The 18,798-nt window shown below is 75.3% G+C and carries 13 protein-coding genes; 6 read left to right on the forward strand and 7 right to left on the reverse strand.

Features of this window, described 5'->3' with window-relative positions; translation table 11 throughout:
* Positions 1-323 precede the first annotated feature (323 nt).
* The 3 genes from ACH4TP_RS28145 (at position 324) to ACH4TP_RS28155 (ending at position 3,565) form a co-directional block, all read left to right on the forward strand.
* The gene (locus ACH4TP_RS28145) at positions 324-1,742 is read left to right on the forward strand and encodes an alkaline phosphatase PhoX (RefSeq protein WP_398177303.1); all 1,419 of its coding nucleotides are present in this window, start codon (positions 324-326) and stop codon (positions 1,740-1,742) included.
* Positions 1,743-1,805: 63 nt separating this feature from the next.
* On the forward strand, positions 1,806-2,501 hold the full coding sequence (locus ACH4TP_RS28150) for a GntR family transcriptional regulator (RefSeq protein WP_389223535.1): 696 nt from the start codon (positions 1,806-1,808) through the stop codon (positions 2,499-2,501).
* A gap of 47 nt (positions 2,502-2,548) precedes the next feature.
* A complete protein-coding gene (locus ACH4TP_RS28155) occupies positions 2,549-3,565 on the forward strand; it encodes a 1-aminocyclopropane-1-carboxylate deaminase (protein ID WP_398177300.1) in 1,017 nt (338 codons plus the stop codon).
* Between the two features lie 10 nt (positions 3,566-3,575).
* Here ACH4TP_RS28155 and ACH4TP_RS28160 read toward each other — a convergent pair whose 3' ends face one another.
* Entirely contained in the window at positions 3,576-4,805 is a 1,230-nt protein-coding gene (locus tag ACH4TP_RS28160; RefSeq protein ID WP_389223529.1) for a TerD family protein, read from the reverse strand.
* A 123-nt stretch (positions 4,806-4,928) separates the two neighbouring features.
* Between ACH4TP_RS28160 and ACH4TP_RS28165 the strand changes: the two genes are divergently transcribed.
* Entirely contained in the window at positions 4,929-5,933 is a 1,005-nt protein-coding gene (locus ACH4TP_RS28165; RefSeq protein WP_398439452.1) for an AraC family transcriptional regulator, read from the forward strand.
* Positions 5,934-6,419: 486 nt separating this feature from the next.
* Here ACH4TP_RS28165 and ACH4TP_RS28170 read toward each other — a convergent pair whose 3' ends face one another.
* The gene (locus ACH4TP_RS28170) at positions 6,420-7,115 is read right to left on the reverse strand and encodes a GntR family transcriptional regulator (protein WP_389223523.1); all 696 of its coding nucleotides are present in this window, start codon (positions 7,113-7,115) and stop codon (positions 6,420-6,422) included.
* 215 nt (positions 7,116-7,330) lie between these two features.
* Here ACH4TP_RS28170 and ACH4TP_RS28175 point away from each other — a divergent pair, with 215 nt between their 5' ends.
* Together ACH4TP_RS28175 and ACH4TP_RS28180 are read left to right on the forward strand one after the other, a co-directional pair.
* On the forward strand, positions 7,331-8,602 hold the full coding sequence (locus ACH4TP_RS28175; protein WP_398439453.1) for an amidohydrolase: 1,272 nt from the start codon (positions 7,331-7,333) through the stop codon (positions 8,600-8,602).
* Positions 8,599-10,062 carry an APC family permease gene (locus ACH4TP_RS28180; protein WP_398439454.1) on the forward strand — a complete coding sequence of 488 codons (1,464 nt, stop codon included), beginning with the start codon at positions 8,599-8,601 and terminating at the stop codon, positions 10,060-10,062. Before ACH4TP_RS28175 ends, ACH4TP_RS28180 begins: the two co-directional genes overlap by 4 nt.
* A 97-nt stretch (positions 10,063-10,159) precedes the next feature.
* On the opposite strand, the gene ACH4TP_RS28185 is transcribed toward ACH4TP_RS28180, so the two are convergent.
* From ACH4TP_RS28185 to ACH4TP_RS28205, 5 genes are all read right to left on the reverse strand, one after another.
* Entirely contained in the window at positions 10,160-12,925 is a 2,766-nt protein-coding gene (locus ACH4TP_RS28185) for a SpoIIE family protein phosphatase (RefSeq protein ID WP_398439455.1), read from the reverse strand.
* Complete coding sequence (locus tag ACH4TP_RS28190) at positions 12,922-14,994, reverse strand: SpoIIE family protein phosphatase (protein ID WP_398439456.1); 2,073 nt, start codon at positions 14,992-14,994, stop codon at positions 12,922-12,924. The genes ACH4TP_RS28185 and ACH4TP_RS28190 overlap by 4 nt, the downstream gene beginning before the upstream one ends.
* A gap of 111 nt (positions 14,995-15,105) precedes the next feature.
* Complete coding sequence (locus tag ACH4TP_RS28195; protein ID WP_398177282.1) at positions 15,106-16,281, reverse strand: MFS transporter; 1,176 nt, start codon at positions 16,279-16,281, stop codon at positions 15,106-15,108.
* Between the two features lie 48 nt (positions 16,282-16,329).
* A complete protein-coding gene (locus ACH4TP_RS28200; RefSeq protein WP_398439457.1) occupies positions 16,330-18,327 on the reverse strand; it encodes a hypothetical protein in 1,998 nt (665 codons plus the stop codon).
* The gene (locus ACH4TP_RS28205) at positions 18,324-18,719 is read right to left on the reverse strand and encodes a hypothetical protein (RefSeq protein WP_398439492.1); all 396 of its coding nucleotides are present in this window, start codon (positions 18,717-18,719) and stop codon (positions 18,324-18,326) included. The genes ACH4TP_RS28200 and ACH4TP_RS28205 overlap by 4 nt, the downstream gene beginning before the upstream one ends.
* Between the last annotated feature and the right edge of the window lie 79 nt (positions 18,720-18,798).

Consider the following 18,798-nt stretch of genomic DNA (forward strand, 5'->3'; position numbering starts at 1 on the left):
CCTGACACGGGGCCGCCGGCGCCGGGGGCGGCCGGGGGGAGGGCCCCGGTGGGGCGGCCGCCGGGGCGCGGTGCCCTACGGCCGGGTGCGCGCCGCGGCGCGGCGCCCCCGGCGGGGTGCGGTCCCGCCCTGGTGCGGGACGCCCGCGGGGGCCAGGCGGGATGCCCGTGGGGTCCGGACAGGATGCCCGTGGGGTCCGGGCGGGGCGCCCGTGGGGTCCGGGCGGGATGCCCGGTGGTGTTCCCGTGGTGTTCAGGCCGTGTTCTCGGGGGCGCGGCAGGGTGGCCCGCGAGACCCGGCCATCACAGGGAGACGCCACCACCATGCCGCTGAACCGCAGAGAGTTCACCAAGCAGTCCGCCGTCGCCGGTGCGGGCCTCGCCCTCACCGGTGTCGTCGGAGCTCTCGCCACCGCCCCCGAGGCGCTCGCCTCCGACGAGCCGGAGACGTACGGGGCGGGCCACGGCCACGACCTCGGGTACGGGCCGCTGGTCGCCGACCCCGACGGGATGCTCGCGCTGCCCGAGGGCTTCTCGTACCGCGTCGTCACCCACAGCGGCGTGACCCGCCTGGAGTCCGGCGAGTTCACGCCCTCCAACCACGACGGCACCGCCGCCTTCGCCGGGCCGCGCGGCACCACGTACCTGGTCAACAACCACGAGCTCAAGGGCCCCCGCGCCAAGTGGGCCCACCCCGTCCCGCTCACCGAGGGCCTCGTCTACGACCCGGCCGCGGCCGGCGGCTGCACCGTCGTCGAGGTGCACCGCGACGGCACCGTCGCCGAGTGGGTCGGCGTCGCCGGCACCTCCACCAACTGCGCGGGCGGCCGCACCGCCTGGGGCACCTGGCTGACCGGCGAGGAGACCGAGGACCTGGCCGGCAAGAACGGCATGACCAAGGACCACGGCTACATCTTCGAGGTCGACCCGCGCGACCGCCGGGCCAACCTCGCCCCGAAGCCCGTCAAGGCCTTCGGGCGTTACGCCCACGAGGCCGTCGTCCTCGACCCCAAGCGCGGCCACGCCTACCTCACCGAGGACGCCTCCGGCCCGAACGGACTGCTCTTCCGCTGGGTCCCGCCGCAGGGCTTCGAGCACGGCCGCGGGCAGCTCCGCACCCTCGCCGACGACGCCGGCGTGCTCCAGGCCTTCCGCTGCATCGACTCCTCGGGCGACTTCGTCGACGACCTGTCCCGCGCCACCCGGATCGGCACCGTCTACGGCGTCGACTGGGTCGACGTCCCCGACCGCGACGCCCGCACCACCTCCGTCCGCAAGCAGTTCACGGACGGTCAGGTCACCCGCGCCCGCAAGCTGGAGGGCATGTGGTGGGCCGACGGCGGCGCCTACGTCGTCTCCTCCTACGCGCGCGAGGAGAGCCCCGGCACCGCGCACGACGGCCAGGTCTGGTTCTACGACCCGAAGCACCGCACCCTCACCCTCAAGGTGCTCCTCGGGGTGAACCCCGCCCCGGCCGAGGACGGCGCCTTCGACGGCCCCGACAACATCACCGTCTCCCCGTACGGCGGGCTCGTCATCGCCGAGGACGGCGAGGGCGTCAACCACCTCTTCGGCGCGACCGACTCGGGCCGCACCTACCCGATCGCCCGCAACGACCTCAACGACAGCGAGTTCACCGGCGTCGTCTTCTCGCCCGACGGCGACACGCTGTTCGCCAACATCCAGGACCCGGGCATCATGCTCGCGATCACCGGCCCCTGGCGCCGCCAGCCCCGCCGCTAGGGTGGTTGAGGCCGAAACTGATCCCTGGTCAGCTCCATGGGCTGACATCTAACATGTCAGTCCATGGACGCACTGCGGCCCGTGGGCCGGACCCTGCTGCGTGACCGGGCGTACGAGGCGCTGCGCGAGGCCATCGTGCGCGGCGACCTCGCGCCCGGCGCCCCGCTGAAGGACGCCGATCTGGCCGAACGGCTCGGGCTCTCGCGCGCACCCGTGCGCGAGGCCCTGGCCCGGCTCGGCGCCGAGGGGCTTGTCGAGTCCAAGCCGCAGAGCTACACCCGGGTCACCCGGCCGGTCAGCCGGGTCGTCCGGGACGCCGCCTCGGTGGTCCGGGTGATGCACGAGCTCGCCGCCAGGACCGGCGTGCCGCTGCTCGGCCCCGAGGGCATCCGGACCATGCGCGAGGCCAACGAGCGCTTCGCGGCGGCCGTCCGCGCCTCCGACGTGGAGGCCGCGCTGACCGCCGACGACGAGCTCCACCAGGTCCTCGTCGTCGCCAGCGGCAACCACGCCGCCGCCGCCACGATCGCCCGCTACACCCCCCTGATCCGCCGCGTCGAGCGGCGCCTCTTCGGCGACGCCGGGAGCTGCGGATCGGCCGAACTGCACGCCCGGCTCATCGAGGCCTGCGCGGCGGGGGACGCCGAGGAGGCGGTACGGGTCACCAGCGAGATCTGGGCCACTCTGGAGCAACTCGCGGACGACGCCATCGAGGTGGCCGAGGTCACCGGGATCCCCGCGCCCGAGTCCGTCCCGTAGCGCGTCCAGGACCTCCGACCAGCCGTCGCCACCCACCGGGAGCCGCCATGCCGATCACCGACTTCGACCGCTACCCGCTCCTCTTCGGGCCCTCCCCGGTCCATCCGCTCGACCGGCTCTCCCACCACCTCGGCGGCGCCGCCCTCTGGGCCAAGCGCGAGGACTGCAACTCCGGTGTCGCGTACGGCGGGAACAAGACCCGCAAGCTGGAGTACCTGGTCGCCGACGCGCTCGCCGAGGGGTGCGACACCCTCGTCTCCATCGGCGGGGTGCAGTCCAACCACACCCGCCAGGTGGCCGCGGTCGCCGCCCGCGCCGGCCTCAAGTGCGTGCTCGTCCAGGAGAGCTGGGTCGACTGGCCCGACTCCGTGTACGACAAGGTCGGCAACATCCTGATCAGCCGTCTCGCGGGCGCCGACGTGCGGCTGGTGAAGGCCGGGTTCGGCATCGGGTTCAAGGAGAGCTGGGAGCAGGCCCTGCGGGAGGTCGAGGAGGGCGGCGGGAAGCCGTACGCGATCCCGGCGGGCGCCTCCGACCACCGGCTCGGCGGCCTCGGCTTCGCGAACTGGGCGTACGAGGTGGCCGAGCAGGAGCGGGAGCTCGGCGTCTTCTTCGACACGGTCGTCGTCTGCTCGGTGACCGGCTCCACCCAGGCCGGCATGGTCGCGGGCTTCGCCGCGCTCGCCGAGGAGGGCGGCCCGGCCCGCCGGATCATCGGCGTCGACGCCTCCGCGAAGCCCGTCCCGACGCACGAGCAGATCACCCGGATCGCCCGGGACACCGCCGCCCTCATCGGTGTCGAGCGCGCGGTGACGGCCGCCGACGTCGAGCTCGACGAGCGCTACCACGCCGGGGTGTACGGCGTCCCCGATGAGGCCACCCTCGACGCGATGCGGCTCGCCGCCCGCACCGAGGGCATGGTCACCGACCCCGTCTACGAGGGGAAGTCGATGGCGGGTCTGATCGACCTGGTGGACCGGGGGGAGATCGGCCGGGACTCGACCGTGCTCTACGCCCACCTCGGCGGCCAGCCCGCCCTCAACGCGTACAGCGCGCTCTTCTGACGTTCGGGCCCTACAGCGCCTGGGCGGCCGGCTTCACCATGCCCCGGACGGTCCGCGACTTCACGAACTCGCCCATCGCCGTCATCTCCCACTCGCCGGAGAACTGCTTGATCAGCTTGGCCATCATCACGCCGGTCTGCGGCTCGGCGGTGGTCAGGTCGAAGCGGACCAGCTCCTCGCCCGTCGCCGCGTCGATCAGCCGGCAGTAGGCCTTGGCGACCTCGGTGAACTTCTGGCCGGAGAAGGAGTTGACCGTGAAGACCAGGCCGGTGGCGTCGGCCGGGAGACGGCCGAGGTCGACGACGATCACCTCGTCGTCGCCCGCGCCCTCGCCGGTGAGGTTGTCGCCGGAGTGCTTGATCGAGCCGTTCAGGATGGACAGCTTGCCGAAGTAGCAGCTGTCCAGGTGGTTGCGCTGCGGGCCGTACGCGATGACGGAGGCGTCCAGGTCGATGTCCTTGCCCCGGTAGGCGGGCTCCCAGCCGAGGCCCATCTTGACCTGGGAGAGCAGCGGGCGGCCGCCCTTGACCAGGGACACCGTCTGGTTCTTCTGGAGGCTGACCCGCCCCTTGTCGAGGTTGATCTTGCCGGTGGAGGCGGGGGCCGGGGGAGCGGGTGGAGCCGGGGGCACCGGGGCCGTGATGCGCGGGTCCACCGGGGCGGCCGGCGGCGCGGGCGGCACCGGCGGGGCGGGCGGCACCGGGGCGACGGGGGCCGCGGCCGGTGCGGCGGCGGGCTCCTCGTCCACCGAGACGCCGAAGTCGGTCGCGATGCCGGCGAGCCCGTTCGCGTACCCCTGGCCGACCGCGCGGGCCTTCCACGCGCCGTTGCGCAGATAGATCTCGACGACCACGAGCGCCGTCTCCGTGGCCAGCTGCGGCGGCGTGAACGTGGCGATCACCGTGCCGTCGTCCGCGTTCCGGATGGTGGCCGTGGGTTCGATGCCCTGGAAGGTCTGGCCCGCGGCGTCCGGGCTGGCCGTGACGACGATCCTCTCGATGCCGGCCGGGAGGGCGCCGGTGTCCACCAGGATCGCGTCGGGCGCGGCCCCGCCGCCGGAGCGGTAGGTGACGCCGGGCCCGGCCGGCTGGTTGTAGAAGATGAAGTCGTCGTCCGAGCGCACCTTGCCGTTGGCGCCGAGCAGCAGGCCCGAGACGTCGAGCCGCACGGGCGCGGCGACGTCCACCGCCACGCGCGCGGCGGTGAGAGGGAGGTTCGAGCCGGGGGTCATAGCGGTCATGCCAGGGGTAACGATCAGGCCCCCTTTGCCGTTCCCTTACCCGCGACCGGTTCGGCCACCCTGGTGACGGGGCGGTTCCCGTCGTTTCCGGTCAGATCCGTCATATGAATATTCTTTCGGTCCATGGGAGCAGTGGGGGCCGGGGGCGGCACGGGAGCGACGGGCGGGAACTCGTTCCGGACGTACGACGTGGACGAGGCGCGCGAGGAACTTGACGCGCGCTACTACGCCAACCGCATGGCCGTCGTCGACCGGGAGCGGCGCCCCTTCGCGGCCCGCTTCGACACCGTGTCGCTCGGGCCGCTGGTCATCGGCGACCTCAGCTGCGGCGCCGACGTGCGGATGAGCTTCGGCGAGCTCGGCGCGTACCACCTGAACGCGCCGATGAGCGGGACGATGGAGCTGCGCCAGGGCGGCCGCTCCCCGGTCGTCGCGACGCCCACCGAGGCCCTGCTGCTCGACCCGGCCGGGGACACCTTCCTCGACCGCTGGAGCGGGGACTGCCGGACCCTGTCCGTGAAGATCGGCGCGGCCGAGCTGCGCGACCGCCTCGAACAGCTGCTGGGCCGGGCGCCGCGCGGCCCGCTCGCCTTCGCGCCCCACCTGGACATCACGCGCGGCCCCGGCCTGAGCTGGGTGCGCTTCGCCCGCCAGGTCGCCGCCGAGGCGCTCGCGGGGGAGGGCCTCGCCACGCACGAGCTGGTCGCCCGGCCCCTCCAGGAGGCGCTGCTCAACGGGCTGCTGCTCGCCGCCGAGCACCCCTGGCGCGAGGCCCTCGCCCACCCGGGGGAGGCGCGGCGCCCGGCCCCCGTCAAGCGCGCGATGGACGCGGTGCGGGAGCGCCCCGAGCACCCCTTCACGAGCACCGAACTCGCCGCCCTGGCGCGGGTGAGCGTGCGCCGCCTCCAGGAGTCCTTCCGGGAGTACGTCGGGATGTCGCCGATGGCGTACGTGCGGGAGGTCCGGCTCGACCGGGTCCGCGAGGAGCTGCGGGCGGCCGCGCCGGACGAGGTGAGCGTGAGCGAGGTGGCCTGGCGCTGGGGTTTCGCCCATCAGGGCCGGTTCGCGGCCCGCTACCGGGAGAGGTTCGGCGAGTCGCCGTCCCGGACGCTTCGGGCGAGCGTGTAACCAGGGCGGGGCGGGGCGGGGCGGCCGACCGGCGACGGAAGCGGGCGCCGGGTGGGGGAACGGAGCGCGAGCCCACCACCGGGAGGGGCGCAGGGGGCGCTTCCGAGCCTGTTTCGCCCATCAGGGCCGGTTCGCGGCCCGCTACCGGGAGAGGTTCGGCGAGTCGCCGTCCCGGACGCTTCGGGCGAGCGTGTAACCGGGGTCGGGGTGGGGTACCTGACCGAGAACGGAAAGCGGGCGCCTGACCGGCAAAGGAAAGCGGGCGCCCGATCGGGGACGGAGTGCGGGCCCGCCACCGGGAGGGGCGCACGGTGCGCCCCCGAGTCTGCTGCGACCCGCCGCGCAATCCGGACAGGTGTCGCGTTCCGCGGATCGCGATGATCTTCGGCCGGGCCTACGGTGAGCTGGTCGGGTGCGCCGGTGCGCACCGTGGCCCGGGCCCCGGCCGGCTCCCCCGTATCAGTCCGGCCGGGTCCTGCGTACCCCCTACGGGGTGTCCGGCAGCGCCGCGAGCAGGCGCAGGGTCGAGGCGCGGGTGTCGGCGACGTGGGCGCGGGCCAGGGCCTCCGCGCCCTCCTCGTCGTGGTCGCGGACCGCCTCGTAGAGCCGCTCGTGCGCCCCGCACATCGGCTCGCCGTCCGACTGGGCCGAGGTGAGCCGGAAGAGGCGGCGCAGCCGGGAGTCGAGCGGGGCCATCAGGTCCGCCAGGAGCGGGTTGCCGGAGAGCTCCACGATCCGGCGGTGGAAGTCGGCGTTGAGCGAGACGGCCTCGCGGAGCCGCCCGGACTCCGTCGCCCTCCGCGCCCGGGCAAGGAGCCGCTCCAGGTCCCGCAGCCGGGCGGGGCCCGCGTTCCGGGCGGCGAGCCGCGCGGCCAGGCCCTCCAGGTTCTCCCGTACGTCGAAGAGGTAAGCGGCGTCCTCGGGGCCGAACTCCGCCACCACCGACCCCCGGCGCGGCTGCACCGTGAGGAAGCCCTCCGACTCCAGGCGCTGCATCGCCTCGCGCACCGGCACCCGGGAGACCCGCAGGTCGTCGGCGATCTCCCGCTCCACGAGGCGCAGCCCCGCCGGGTACTCGCCCTCGATGATCCGCTCGCGCAGCTCCACGTACACCCGCTCCCGCAGGGACATGTGGGTGTCCCCGACGGCGGGGGTGCGGGCGGCGGGGCGGGGGGTGGTCATCGGGCGGGCTCCAGTCGTTCGGCCGGGAGTGCCGGGAGTGGGGAGGCGGTGTTCCCCGATCTTCGCAGACCGGTTCACGAGGGTTCCGAACCGAGGGCCCTCAAACCATTGCCTGGTATTCGGTATACCAGCTACGTTTGCGCCGCACCGCGGTCACCAGGGGGATCCCGACGCGCGCCCCCTCCCCTCGTCCGTATTCCCGCGAAGGAGACACCATGAGCGAGGCCTCCGCCCCGCCCGGTCCCACCGCCCTCCTCGGGGCCGTCCTCCCCGACGGCCGCACCGCCGACGTCCACCTCCGGGGCGGCCTGATCGACGCCGTACGGGAGCACGTCCCGGGCCGCCCCACCCCGCCCGGCGCGCTCGACCTCGGCGGCGCGCTCCTGCTGCCCGCCCTCGTCGACGGCCACGCCCACCTCGACAAGACCCTCCTCGGCGCTCCCTGGCGCCCGCACCGGGCCACCGCCACCCTCCAGGAGCAGATCGCGTCCGAGCGGGAGTCCCGCCGCGCCGAGGAGGTGCCCGTCACCGAACGGGCCGCCGCCCTGGCCCGCCGGATGGTCTCCCTCGGCACCGGACACGTCCGCTCCCACGTCGACGTCGACCCCGACACCGGCCTCGACCACCTGCACGCCCTCCTGGCCGTCCGGGAGGAGTTCCGCGACCGGCTCGGCATCCAGCTCGTCGCCTTCCCGCAGTCCGGGGTCGTCGCCGCGCCCGGCGTCGCCGACCTCCTCGACGCCGCCCTCGCCGACGGCGCCGACCTCGTCGGCGGCCTCGACCCGGTGGGCTTCGACGGCGACCCCGACGGTCAGCTCGACATCGTCTTCGGCCTCGCCGAACGCCACGGCAAGGGCATCGACCTGCACCTCCACGACGGCGGCGAGACCGGCACCGCCCAGCTGCGGGACATCGCCGCCCGCACCGCCGCCCTCGGCCTCGGCGGCAAGGTCGCCGTCAGCCACGCCTACGCCCTCGGCGGCGTCGACGACGCCGAACTCGACCGCACCGCCGCCGCCCTCGCCGCCGCCGGGGTCGCCATCATGACCAACGGCCCGAGCGGCCGCGTGCCGCCCGTCCTGCGGCTGCGCGAGCACGGCGTCCGGGTCTTCGCGGGCTCCGACAACATCCGCGACACGTGGTGGCCCTACGGCACCGCCGACATGCTCGAACGCGCCACGATCATCGGCCTCAGGACCGGCCTCATGACCGACCCCGAACTGTCCGCCGCCGCCTCCCTCGTCACCGACGAGGCCGCCGCCGCGCTCGGCCTCGACGCCTACGGCCTCGCCCCCGGCGCCCGCGCCGACCTCGTCGTGGTCGCCGCCGGTTCCGTCCCCGAGGCCGTCGCCGCCCACCCCCGCAGGCTGCTCGTGCTGCATGCCGGACGGATCGTCGGCCCCTTCGCCGACGACGCCTACCCCGAGCTCGTCCCGTCGGCGCTCGTCCCGTCGGCGCTCGTCCCGTCCGCCGGAGGGGCCGCGTGACCAACACGGACACCCCCTCCCGTACGGCCCCGGCGGAGGCGGGCCGGCTCGCCGCTGGCCGGATCGGCACCTTCGACCTCGTCTTCTTCGTCGTGGCCGCCGCCGCGCCGCTCACCGTCCTCGCCGGCGTCGCCCCCTTCGCCATCGGCATCGGCGGCCCCGGCGCCCCGCTCGCCTACCTCGTCTCCGGCGTCCTGCTCGCCCTCTTCGCCGCCGGGTTCACCGCGATGAGCCTGCACGTCCGCAACGCCGGCGCCTTCTACGCGTACGTCGCCCGCGGCCTCGGCCGCACCCTCGGCGTCGGCACCGCCTACGTCGCCGTCGTCTCGTACAACCTCGTCACCCCCGGAGTCGCCGCCGCCTTCGGCTACTTCGCCGCCGGATCCGTCCGGGACGCCACCGGCGCCGACGTGCCCTGGTGGCTGCTCTCCGGGCTCTGCGTCCTCGCCGTCGGCGTGCTCGGCTGGCTGAAGGTCACGCTCAGCGCCAAGGTCCTCGGCATCGCCCTGGTCCTGGAGGTCCTCTCGCTCGTCGTCATGGACGGCGGCATCCTCGGCGAGCGCGGCACCGCCGCCCTCGACACCGCCTCCTTCGCCCCCTCCACCCTCGCCGCCGGCGGCGTCGCGGGCATGTTCGTCCTGGTCATCGGCGCCTTCACCGGCTTCGAGGCCACCGCGATCTTCGCCGAGGAGGTGCGCGACCCCCGCAGGACCGTGCCCCGCGCCACCTTCATCGCGATCGGCTTCCTCGCCGTCTTCTACGCCCTCGGCTGCTGGCTGATCATGGGTGCCTTCGGCACCGACAAGGCCGTGGAGCTGGCCCGCGCGGCCGACGGACCCGAACTCACCTTCAAGGCCGCCGAGCTGTACGCGGGCGCGTGGCTGGCGGACGCCATGCACGGGCTCATCGTCGTCAGCGCCTTCGCCGCCACGCTCGCCTTCCACAACGCCGGGGCCCGCTACCTGTACGCCCTCGGCCGCGAGGGCCTGCTGCCCCGCCGCCTCGGCACGGTCTCCGGGAAGCACGGCTCGCCCGGCGGCGCCGTCATCGCCCAGACCGGCTTCAACCTGGCCGTGGTCGGCGCCGGGGCGCTCCTCGCCGCCGACCCGTACGGCGAGGTCTTCCTGTGGACCAACAGCGTCGGCGTCCTCGGCATCATGGGCATGCAGGCCCTCGCCGCCCTCGCCGTGTGGGCCTACTTCCGGCGCGACCGGATGGGCCTCTCGGCCGCCCGGGTCGTCTGGGCACCGCTGGTCTCCTGCGCCGGGCTCGCCCTGCTCACGGTGCTCGCCGTGGTCCACTTCGACCTGCTCACCGGCCGCACCGGCGCCGTGAACACGGCCCTCCTGGTGCCGCTGCCCGCGGTCCTGGCCGCCGGTCTGCTCGTGGCCCTGCGCATCCGGCGCACGGACCCCGAGCGGTACGCCTCGCTCACCACGGTGGACGTGGAGCGGGACTGAGCGCGGGTGCGGGGCGGGGGACCGGCCCCCGCCCCGTACCCGTACTCCTCGATGCCTCAGACCAGCCGGCCGTCCCGTGGGGCGCGGGGCCGCAACGTCACCAGGCGAGGTCCTCCAGCGCGTCCAGGTCCGGTACCACCATCGGGATCGGTTCGGAGCCGTCCGCGCCGACCCGGAGCTCTGCCCAGATGGTCTTGCCGCGCCGGGCGTAGCGCGTGCCCCAGCGTTCCGCGTACTGGGCGACCAGGTAGAGGCCGCGGCCGCCCTCGTCCGTCGTCGCGGCGTGCCGCAGGTGGGGGGAGGTGCTGCTGCCGTCGGAGACCTCGCAGATCAGGGTGCGGTCGTGGAGGAGGCGTACGCGTACCGGATCGGCTCCGTACCGGACCGCGTTGGTGATCAGTTCGCTGAGGATCAGCTCGGCGGTGAAGGCCAGCCCGTCGAGCCCCCATTCCGACAGCTTCGCGGCCGCCGCGTTCCGCACCGGCGAGACCGCCGAAGGATCCCGGGGCACCTCCCACTCGGCGATCCGCTCGCGGTCCAGCAGCCGGGTACGGGCCACGAGGAGCGCGATGTCGTCGCGCTGCGTCGGGGAGAGCAGCGTCGCGAGGACGTCCGCGCAGGTCTGCTCCGGGGTCCGGTCCGACCGCGAGAGCGTCGACCGCAGCAGCCCGAGCCCCGTGTCCAGGTCCCGACCGTGGTCCTCCAGGAGCCCGTCCGTGAACAGCACCAGCTTGCTGCCCTCCGGCAGCCGCAGCTCCGTCGACTCGAACGGCACGTCGCCCAGACCGAGCCCCAGCGGCAGTCCCGGCGACAGCTCGGGGAACTCGACCGTTCCGTCGGGCCGTACGAGCGCCGGACCCGGATGGCCGGCGCTCGCCACCGTGCACAGCCCGGACGCCGGGTCGTAGATCGCGTACAGGCAGGTCGCGCCGGTGATGCCCTCGTCCCGCCGCGGCCCACGGTCGTCCGGCACGTCCGAGTCCCGGTCCTCGATCCGGCCCGTCAGCTCGTCGAGATGGCCGAGGACCTCGTCCGGCGGCACGTCCAGGGTCGAGAAGTTGTGCACCGCCGTCCGCAGCCGGCCCATCGTCGCCGCCGCGTGCAGCCCGTGCCCCACCACGTCCCCCACCACGAGCGCCACCCGCGCCCCCGGCAGCGGGATCACGTCGAACCAGTCGCCGCCCACCCCCGCCTTCGCCGGGAGGTAGCGGTACGCCACCTCCACCGCGCTCTGCTCGGGCAGCGCCCTCGGCAGCAGGCTCCGCTGGAGCGTCACCGCCATCGCGTGCTCCCGGGTGAACCGGCGCGCGTTGTCGATCGCGACCGCCGCCCGCGCCGCCAGCTCCTCCGCGAACGACAGGTCCTCCTCCCCGAACGGCTCCGGGGTGTCCGCCCGCCAGAAGTTCGCCATCCCCAGGACCACCCCGCGGGCGAGGAGCGGCACCGTCAGCAGCGAGTGCATCCCGTACGCCAGGGCCTGCGCCGCCCCCTCCGGATCCTGCTCCCGCCAGCCCTCCGCCGCGGCCAGCTCCGCCTGCACCACCGCGTGCCCCGCATGCAGGGCCCTCGCCATCGGGGTGCTGGGGACGTCGAAGCGGACGGTGTCCCCGACCGGCTGGAGCGGCTGGTCCGGACGCAGCGCGCTCAGCGCCGTCCGCCGCATCTCCGTGGCCGCGGCCGCCGTCGCCGGGGGCTCCTCCCCGCGCAGCACCGGCTCCAGCAGCTCCACCGTCGCGAAGTCCGCGAACCGGGGCACCGCCACCTCCGCCAGCTCCTCCGCCGTCCGGACGACCTCCAGCGTCGTCCCGATCCGCACCCCCGCCTCGTACAGCAGCTGCAGCCGGCCGCGCGCCACCGCGGCCCGGCCGGTCACGGCCGCCAGCTCGGTGGTGTCCCGCATCGTCATCACGCACCCGGACTCCGAGCCGTGCGCCAGCGTGGGCCGCACGCTCACCGCGAGCAGCCGGTCGCCCGCCCGGTGCACCTCGTCCGTCGCCGCCCGCCCCGACTCCAGGAGCTCGACCGTACGGGGATCGAGACCGAGCTCCGAGACGTGCCGCTGCTCCGCCTCCGTGGTCAGACCGAGCAGCCGGCGCGCCTCGTCGTTGGCGAGCAGCAGCCGGTGGTCGGCGTCCACGATCAGGACCCCTTCCCGCACCGCGTGCAGCACCGCCTCGTGGTGCTCCTTCATCCGGGTCATCTCCGCCGGCCCGAGACCGTGCGTCTGCCGCCGCAGCCGCCGGCTCACCAGGGCCGCCCCGCCCACGGCCACCGCCAGGGCCCCGCCCGCCGCCCCGATGAGCAGCGGCATCCGCCCCTGCACCGCGTGCGAGATGCTCTCCACCTCGATGCCGCTGCTGACCATGCCGACGATCCGGCCCCGCGCGTCGACCACCGGCACCACGGCCCGTACCGCGTTGTTCGGCGCGCCGTGGAACAGCTCCGTGAACGCCTCGCCGTCCACCGCCGCCCGCGAGAGGTCCCCGGTCGCCTTCCGGCCGATCAGGGACGGGTCCGAGTCCGTGTACCGCACCCCCGTCGGGCTCAGGACCGCGATGAAGTCCACCCCCGTCGCCTTCCGGGTCGCCTCCGCCCGGCTCTGCAGCTGCCCCGTCGGATCGGGCGAGGTCAGCGCGGCGTCGATGCCCGGCGCGTGCGCGAAGCCCTCCGCGACCGCGAGCGAACGGACCCGGGCGTCCCGCTCGGTGTCGCTGCGCGCCTGGTGGAGCGTCACGAACACCGCCGCCAGGATCACCAGGAGCGCGATCAGCGCCTCCAGGGCGAACACCTGCCCGGCGACGCTCCGCAGCCCCGTGCCCCGGCCCCTCTCCTTCCCCCGCCCCCGCTCGCGGCCCCGGGTCATCCCGTGCTCCGGGCGATCAGGAGCGCCACGTCGTCCGGCGCGCCCGGCCGGCGCAGCGCCCTCAGGAGCCGGTCGCAGGTCTCCTCCAGCGGGCCGCGCTCCTCGTCGAGGAGGCGTACGAGCAGGGCGAGCCGCTCGTCGATCCCCTCCGTACGGGTCTCGACCAGACCGTCCGTGTACAGCACGAGGAGATCACCCGGCCGGAACGGCACCCGGGCCGTCCGGAACGTGCCGTCGCCGACGCCCAGCGGCACCCCCGTGGAGAGCCGCACCAGCTCGGCCGGCCCGTCCGCCGGGACCCGGACGGGCGGCAGGTGGCCCGCGTTCGCGATCCGGCACCGCTGCCGCACGGGATCGTGCACCGCGAACAGACAGGTCGCGATGTAGTGCTCCAGGCCCGCCGTGATCCGGTCCAGATGCCGCAGCACCTGGGCGGGGGACAGGTCGAGGTCCGCGAACGCGCAGGTCGCCGTCCGCAGCCGGCCCATCGTCGCCGCCGCGTCGATCCCGCTGCCCATCACGTCCCCGACGACCAGCGCCGTCTTGTCGTCGGGCAGCGCGATCACGTCGTACCAGTCGCCGCCGACCTCGCTCGACGCGTACGCCGGCTGGTAGCGGGCGGCGACCTCCAGGCCCGCCCGGACCGGCGGCGCGGCCGGCAGCAGGCTCCGCTGGAGCGTCACCGCCGAGTTCCGCACGCTCTGGTACCAGCGCGCGTTGTCGATGCTGACGGCCGCGCGCGCCGCGAGCTCCGTCGCCAGGAGCACGTCGTCCCCGTCGAACGGCAGCGCGTTGCGGTCCCGCTTGAGGTCCAGCGCGCCCAGCACCTCGCCGCGCGCGATCAGCGGCACCGCCAGGTACGAGTGGACCCCGGCCCGCGCGAGCAACTCGGCGGCCTCCGGGCTGCGCGCGATCCGCGTCAGGTCGCCCGGGCCGACGTGCTCCACCAGGACCGGCAGACCGGTGTGCACGCACCGGGTGACCAGCCGGTCCGCGCCGTACATCGCGACCTCCCCGGGCGGGTCCGCCGCCGGCAGCGCCTCCGTGGGGCCCTCCGCCTTCACCGCGAGCGCGCGGAACAGCTCCGGACCCTCCTCGGGCGCCCCCGGCCTGCGCAGCGCGAGGACGGAGTCGAGGACGTCGACGGCGGCGATGTCCGCGAGCACCGGCACCACGACCGAGGCCAGCTCGTCGGCCGTCCGCTCCACCTCCAGGGTGGTGCCCACCCGGGCCGAGGCGTCCGCGATGAGCGCGAGCCGTCGCCGGGACCGGTCGGCGTCCGCGTCCGCCCGGTGTCGCTCGGTCACGTCGATCACCGAGGCCGCGACCCCGAGGATCCGGCCCTCGGAGCCTTCGAGCCGGAACAGGGAGACCGACCAGGCGTGGTCCCGGTCCGGGTCCGCGGGCGTCCGTCCCACCGTCGGGTGGTCGAGCAGCGGCTCCCCCGTCGCGAGCACCTGGCGCAGCGCGGCGTCGAGCGCCACGGTGTCGAGCAGCGGCAGCATGTCGCCCATCCGCCGCCCGAGGTGCTCCGCGGCCGGGATGCCGTTGATCCGCTCCAGGGCCCGGTTCACCAGGACGTAGCGCAGTTCGACGTCGAGGACGGCGAGGCCGATCGGCGACTGGGAGACCAGCCGGTCGGAGAGCGCCAGCTCGGTCTCGATCCGCTCGACGGCGGTGGCGTCGGCGACGATCCCCAGGGCGTACGGGTCGCCCAGGTCGTCGGTGAGCCGCATGTTCCGGAAATCCACCCGGCGGACGGAGCCGTCCTTGTGCCGTACGGGGAAGGTGCCCGCCCAGGCCGTGCCGCCGTGCAGCACCTCGCCGAAGAGGCGCACCGCCTCCTCGCGGTGCTCCTCGCCGACGAGCAGCGGGGCCACGTACCGGCCGAGCGCCTCGTCGGCGTGGAACCCGAAGAGGGTCTCCGCCTGCGGGCTCCACAGCACGATCCGGCCGCGCGCGTCCACGACGACGGCGGCGACGCCGAGCACGTCGAGGAGGCCCTTGCCGTCCAGGGGCACCCCGACCCCGCCCGTCGTCCCCGTCCCGGGGAAGGATCCAGCGGTCACGCTGCCCTCCTCCCGCCGCGCCCTCACCTCCCTCCATGCTCCCCGTCCACCGCGCGCCCCGCCCGTTGTGGACCCGGGACGGGCGGGGCGCGGCCCGGCGCGGCCCCGGGGTCAGTCGCCGCGGATCAGGAGGCCGCGGCGGTACGCGCCCGGGAGGAGCGTCGCCGCCCAGCCGAGCCCCGCCACCGCGAGCACCGGCAGCAGGACGCGGAAGTCGGCGAGGGCGACGAGGCCGGCGCCGAGGGCGATGGCGAGGGCGTTCGGGGCCATGACCAGGGTGTTCGCGGTCGCGGCGACGCGGCCGACGGCCTCCGGCGGGGCCTCCTTCTGGACGGCGGTCATGACGGCGATCACGACCCACGGCAGCCCCAGGCCGATGACGGCACTCGCCGCGAGGGCCGTCGCCTCGTACGGCAGGGCTCCCCGCACCCCGATCGCCACCGAGAACAGCGCGAGGCCGAGGACGGCGAGGGTCCGCTCCGAGATCCGGCCGAGGAGGGGGCCCGTGACCAGGCCGGCGAGGACCGAGCCCACGCCCTGGACGGCGTAGAGGACGCCCACGTACGCGGGCGCGTGCCCGAGGCCCCGGTCCACCACGGTGTAGATCGCGGCACCGTTCACCCCGGCGAGCAGCATCGTGAACGCGCCCGTCGCCACGAGCGGCAGCAGCACCCGCGACTCCCGCAGCAGCCGCACGCCCTCGGCCGTCTCGCGCCACCAGTTCGAGGACTCCGGCCGGGTGGGCGCCGCCTCGCGGACCGGCATCAGCGCGAACACGCCGGCCGCGACCGCGAAGCTCGCCGCGTCGAGGAGGGCGACGGGCCCGCCCCCGTACGCGGCGAAGAGGCCCGCGGCGACCAGCGGGGCGATCAGCTTCATGGACTCGTTCGCGGTCATCCGCAGCCCGTTGAAGGTGCCGAGCCGCTTCTCGTCGAAGGCGGTCGCGATCAGCGCCTGCTCCGCCGCGTCATGGACGGTGCCCTGCGCGCCGTACAGCACGAGGACCGCGAAGAGCAGCCACACCCTGTCCGCCGACTCCACCCACAGCAGGAGCGGCAGCAGGCACGCCATCGCCAGGTTCAGGACGACGAGCAGCGGCCTGCGCCGCACCCGGTCGGCGAGCGTGCCGAGCAGCGGCCCCAGGAGCACCGGCGCCCAGAGGGCGAAGGAGGCCAGGGCCGCCAGACTGTCCGAGCCCGTGAGGGACTTGACCCATATACCGGAAACCAGCCACATCGCCGTCGTGCCGAATCCGGACACGACGACACCTGTCAGATACCAACGCATGGCCGAAGGCTGGCGTCTGAGGCGGGCCGCGCGGATCGGTCAGATGTCCTAGCCGACCGGGCCCGTTCCCCCCGAAATGCTGGTCAGCGCCGTAAGGACCGCCGTACACAGCGCGTCGTCCTCCGGTACGGACCGCCAGTTGCCGTGCTCCACCGGACGCTCGTCCGCCTCCAGGAACGCGCGGAGCACGGGCACGGCGGGGGCGGCCGCAGGCCCGATCTCGCCGAGCAGCCGGACCGTCTCCGGCACCGCGCGGGTGACGCCCCCGCCGGTGTACGGCTCGATCGCCGCCACCAGGGCCGGCACCACCTCCTCGGCCCGGCCGGTGATCCGCCACAGCGCCTCGCCGACCCGCAGCGGCAGCCAGCCCGTGGTGTCCGTGGCGAGCAGTCCGCGCAGCCGGTCCGCGTACGGGGCGCCCGCCGGGCCCAGCTCGCCGAGCGGGATCGCCGGGTTGTCGTTCCCGTACGGCTCGCCGAGCCGGGGCAGGTACAGGGCGAGCGCGGGCTCGCGGTCGCCGGTCAGCCGCCCGTACGCCAGGGCCAGGGCCCGCGCCGCGAAGGGCTGCCCCTCGGGCGGGGCGTCGACCAGGGCCCGCAGCCGGTCCCGGTCCAGGACCGCGGCCGCCGCCGGGCCGATCGCGGCGAGCGCCTCCGCCGCCCACACGGCGGCGTCCGTCTCCAGGAGGGCGCACAGCTCGGGGACGGCGGGCGCGGCCGCAGGACCCCACTCCGTCAGGGACTGGCACAGTGCCCGCGCCTCGTCCACCGACCGTACGTCCCGCAGCCGGGCCCGCAGCGGCGGAAGCAGCGCCTCCGCGTGGGCGGCGAGCGGACCGAGGGTCTCGCTCAGGCTCAGCTCGTGCGTCCACCAGCCCATGGAGTGCACCGAGAAGTACCCGAAGCCCAGCCGCTCCCCGGCGAGGCGCCGGGCCAGCGGGGCGGCGCAGCGCGGGTCCCCGGTCCGCGCGAGCGCCCACAGGGCGTGGTCCCGCGCGGGCGGGTGCGGCTCGCCCGCGTCGTCGGTCAGGGCGGCCAGCCGGTCCGCCCACGGCAGGGCGGCGGTCCCGCACATGCCGAGGACCCGGGCGGCGAAGAGCCGGTTGCCGGGCTCGGGGTCGTCGAGCCGTTCCGCCACCGCCGGAAGCAGCGGCGGGACGGCCGAGCGCCACCGGCTCAGCTCCCCGGCCACCGCCTCCAGGGCCTCGTGCCGGGTCGACGCGGCCGGGTGCCCGAGCAGCCGGACGAGGTGGCCGGCCCGCTCCGCCAGGGCCCCGCCGAGCAGCCGCACCGCCTGGGCGACCCGGTACCCGCCGAGGTCCCCGCCCTCCAGCACCTCGCCCACCACGCGCGCGTGGCTCGCGTCGCCGGTCCCGGGGGCGGCGGTCCGCAGGGCGGCCACGGCCCGCAGCCGCTCCCCGGGGCTCGCGTCCGGGACCGTCAGCGCGTGCAGCCGGGCGAGCGTCGCCTCCCGCTCCCGGTCCGCGTGGCCGGCCAGGTCGCCCACCGCGTCCACGAGTGCGCGCAGTACCTCCGGGGCGGTCTCCCGGGCATGCCGCGCCCACAGGGCGGCGAGGACGTCGTCGGCCCGCTCGCGAGCCTCGCCGAGGGCGCCGGCGACCGCCGCCCGTATCTTCGGCTCGGGGTCGTGGAGCAGCGGCAGCAGATCGGGGACCGCCAGGTCCCAGGCCTCGGCCCAGCCGTGCGCGACCAAGGGGGGCTCGACCCGGTTGCCCTCGGCGGCGACGCAGGCGACCAGGTCGATCAGGTCGATCCGTGCCGCCGCCTCGACGGCGGGGTCCACGGCGGCGCGGACGAGGAACGGGAGGACGGCCGGGGCGGCCGACTCGACGCAGCCGCCCTGGTGGTGCACGTTCACGAAGAGGGTGTCGGCCGCTTCGACGGCGTCCTCCGGCCGGTACAGGGCGCGGATCAGCCCCGGGACGTCGGCGGCGGAGCCGTACGCATGGGACAGGGACGCCCACCCGATGTCGTCGAGCCCGACGAACGGGCCGTCCCCGCCCGCCGCACGCCCCTCCTCGCTCACGCCCGCGCCTCCGTCCGTACGGCCGCCCGCTTGTCGTACCGCAGCGCGAACCCCGTCACCACCGCGCCGAGTCCCTCCCACAGGCCCACGCCGAGGAAGCCGGCCGGGGCGCGGCCGGTGGCGACCGCGAGGGTGAAGACGGCGCAGGTGAGCAGCCGGAAGGGGACCGTCCAGCGGAAGAAGGCCTTCCAGTCGGCGAGGGCGGCCAGGACGTAGTAGACGCCCATGTTGAGCGCGGCCATCGAGGAGGAGGTCAGGAAGACCAGGGTGTGGTCGCCGTCCGCGCGCCCGCCCGCGGGCACCGGCTCGAAGCCCATGACGGTGAGCAGGGCGTCGGGGGCGACCAGGCCCACCACCCCCAGGGAGGCGGCGAGCACGCCGAAGACCGCCATGGTCCAGCCGGACAGGGAACGGGGCAGACGCACGGCGGTCCTCCGTGGGACGGGAGCAGGGGCACGCCCCGTGATTCGA

It is taken from the genome of Streptomyces sp. NPDC021012 (assembly GCF_044333355.1).
Taxonomy (GTDB): domain Bacteria; phylum Actinomycetota; class Actinomycetes; order Streptomycetales; family Streptomycetaceae; genus Streptomyces.

What these genes read in the sequence shown, in the direction of transcription:
- ACH4TP_RS28145 (WP_398177303.1), top strand. Translation starts at nt 324, where the DNA reads ATGCCGCTGAACCGCAGAGAGTTCACCAAGCAGTCCGCCGTCGCCGGT.
- ACH4TP_RS28150 (WP_389223535.1), top strand. Translation starts at nt 1,806, where the DNA reads ATGGACGCACTGCGGCCCGTGGGCCGGACCCTGCTGCGTGACCGGGCG.
- ACH4TP_RS28155 (WP_398177300.1), top strand. Translation starts at nt 2,549, where the DNA reads ATGCCGATCACCGACTTCGACCGCTACCCGCTCCTCTTCGGGCCCTCC.
- ACH4TP_RS28160 (WP_389223529.1), bottom strand. Translation starts at nt 4,805, where the DNA reads ATGACCGCTATGACCCCCGGCTCGAACCTCCCTCTCACCGCCGCGCGC.
- ACH4TP_RS28165 (WP_398439452.1), top strand. Translation starts at nt 4,929, where the DNA reads ATGGGAGCAGTGGGGGCCGGGGGCGGCACGGGAGCGACGGGCGGGAAC.
- ACH4TP_RS28170 (WP_389223523.1), bottom strand. Translation starts at nt 7,115, where the DNA reads ATGACCACCCCCCGCCCCGCCGCCCGCACCCCCGCCGTCGGGGACACC.
- ACH4TP_RS28175 (WP_398439453.1), top strand. Translation starts at nt 7,331, where the DNA reads ATGAGCGAGGCCTCCGCCCCGCCCGGTCCCACCGCCCTCCTCGGGGCC.
- ACH4TP_RS28185 (WP_398439455.1), bottom strand. Translation starts at nt 12,925, where the DNA reads ATGACCCGGGGCCGCGAGCGGGGGCGGGGGAAGGAGAGGGGCCGGGGC.
- ACH4TP_RS28195 (WP_398177282.1), bottom strand. Translation starts at nt 16,281, where the DNA reads ATGCGTTGGTATCTGACAGGTGTCGTCGTGTCCGGATTCGGCACGACG.
- ACH4TP_RS28205 (WP_398439492.1), bottom strand. Translation starts at nt 18,719, where the DNA reads ATGGCGGTCTTCGGCGTGCTCGCCGCCTCCCTGGGGGTGGTGGGCCTG.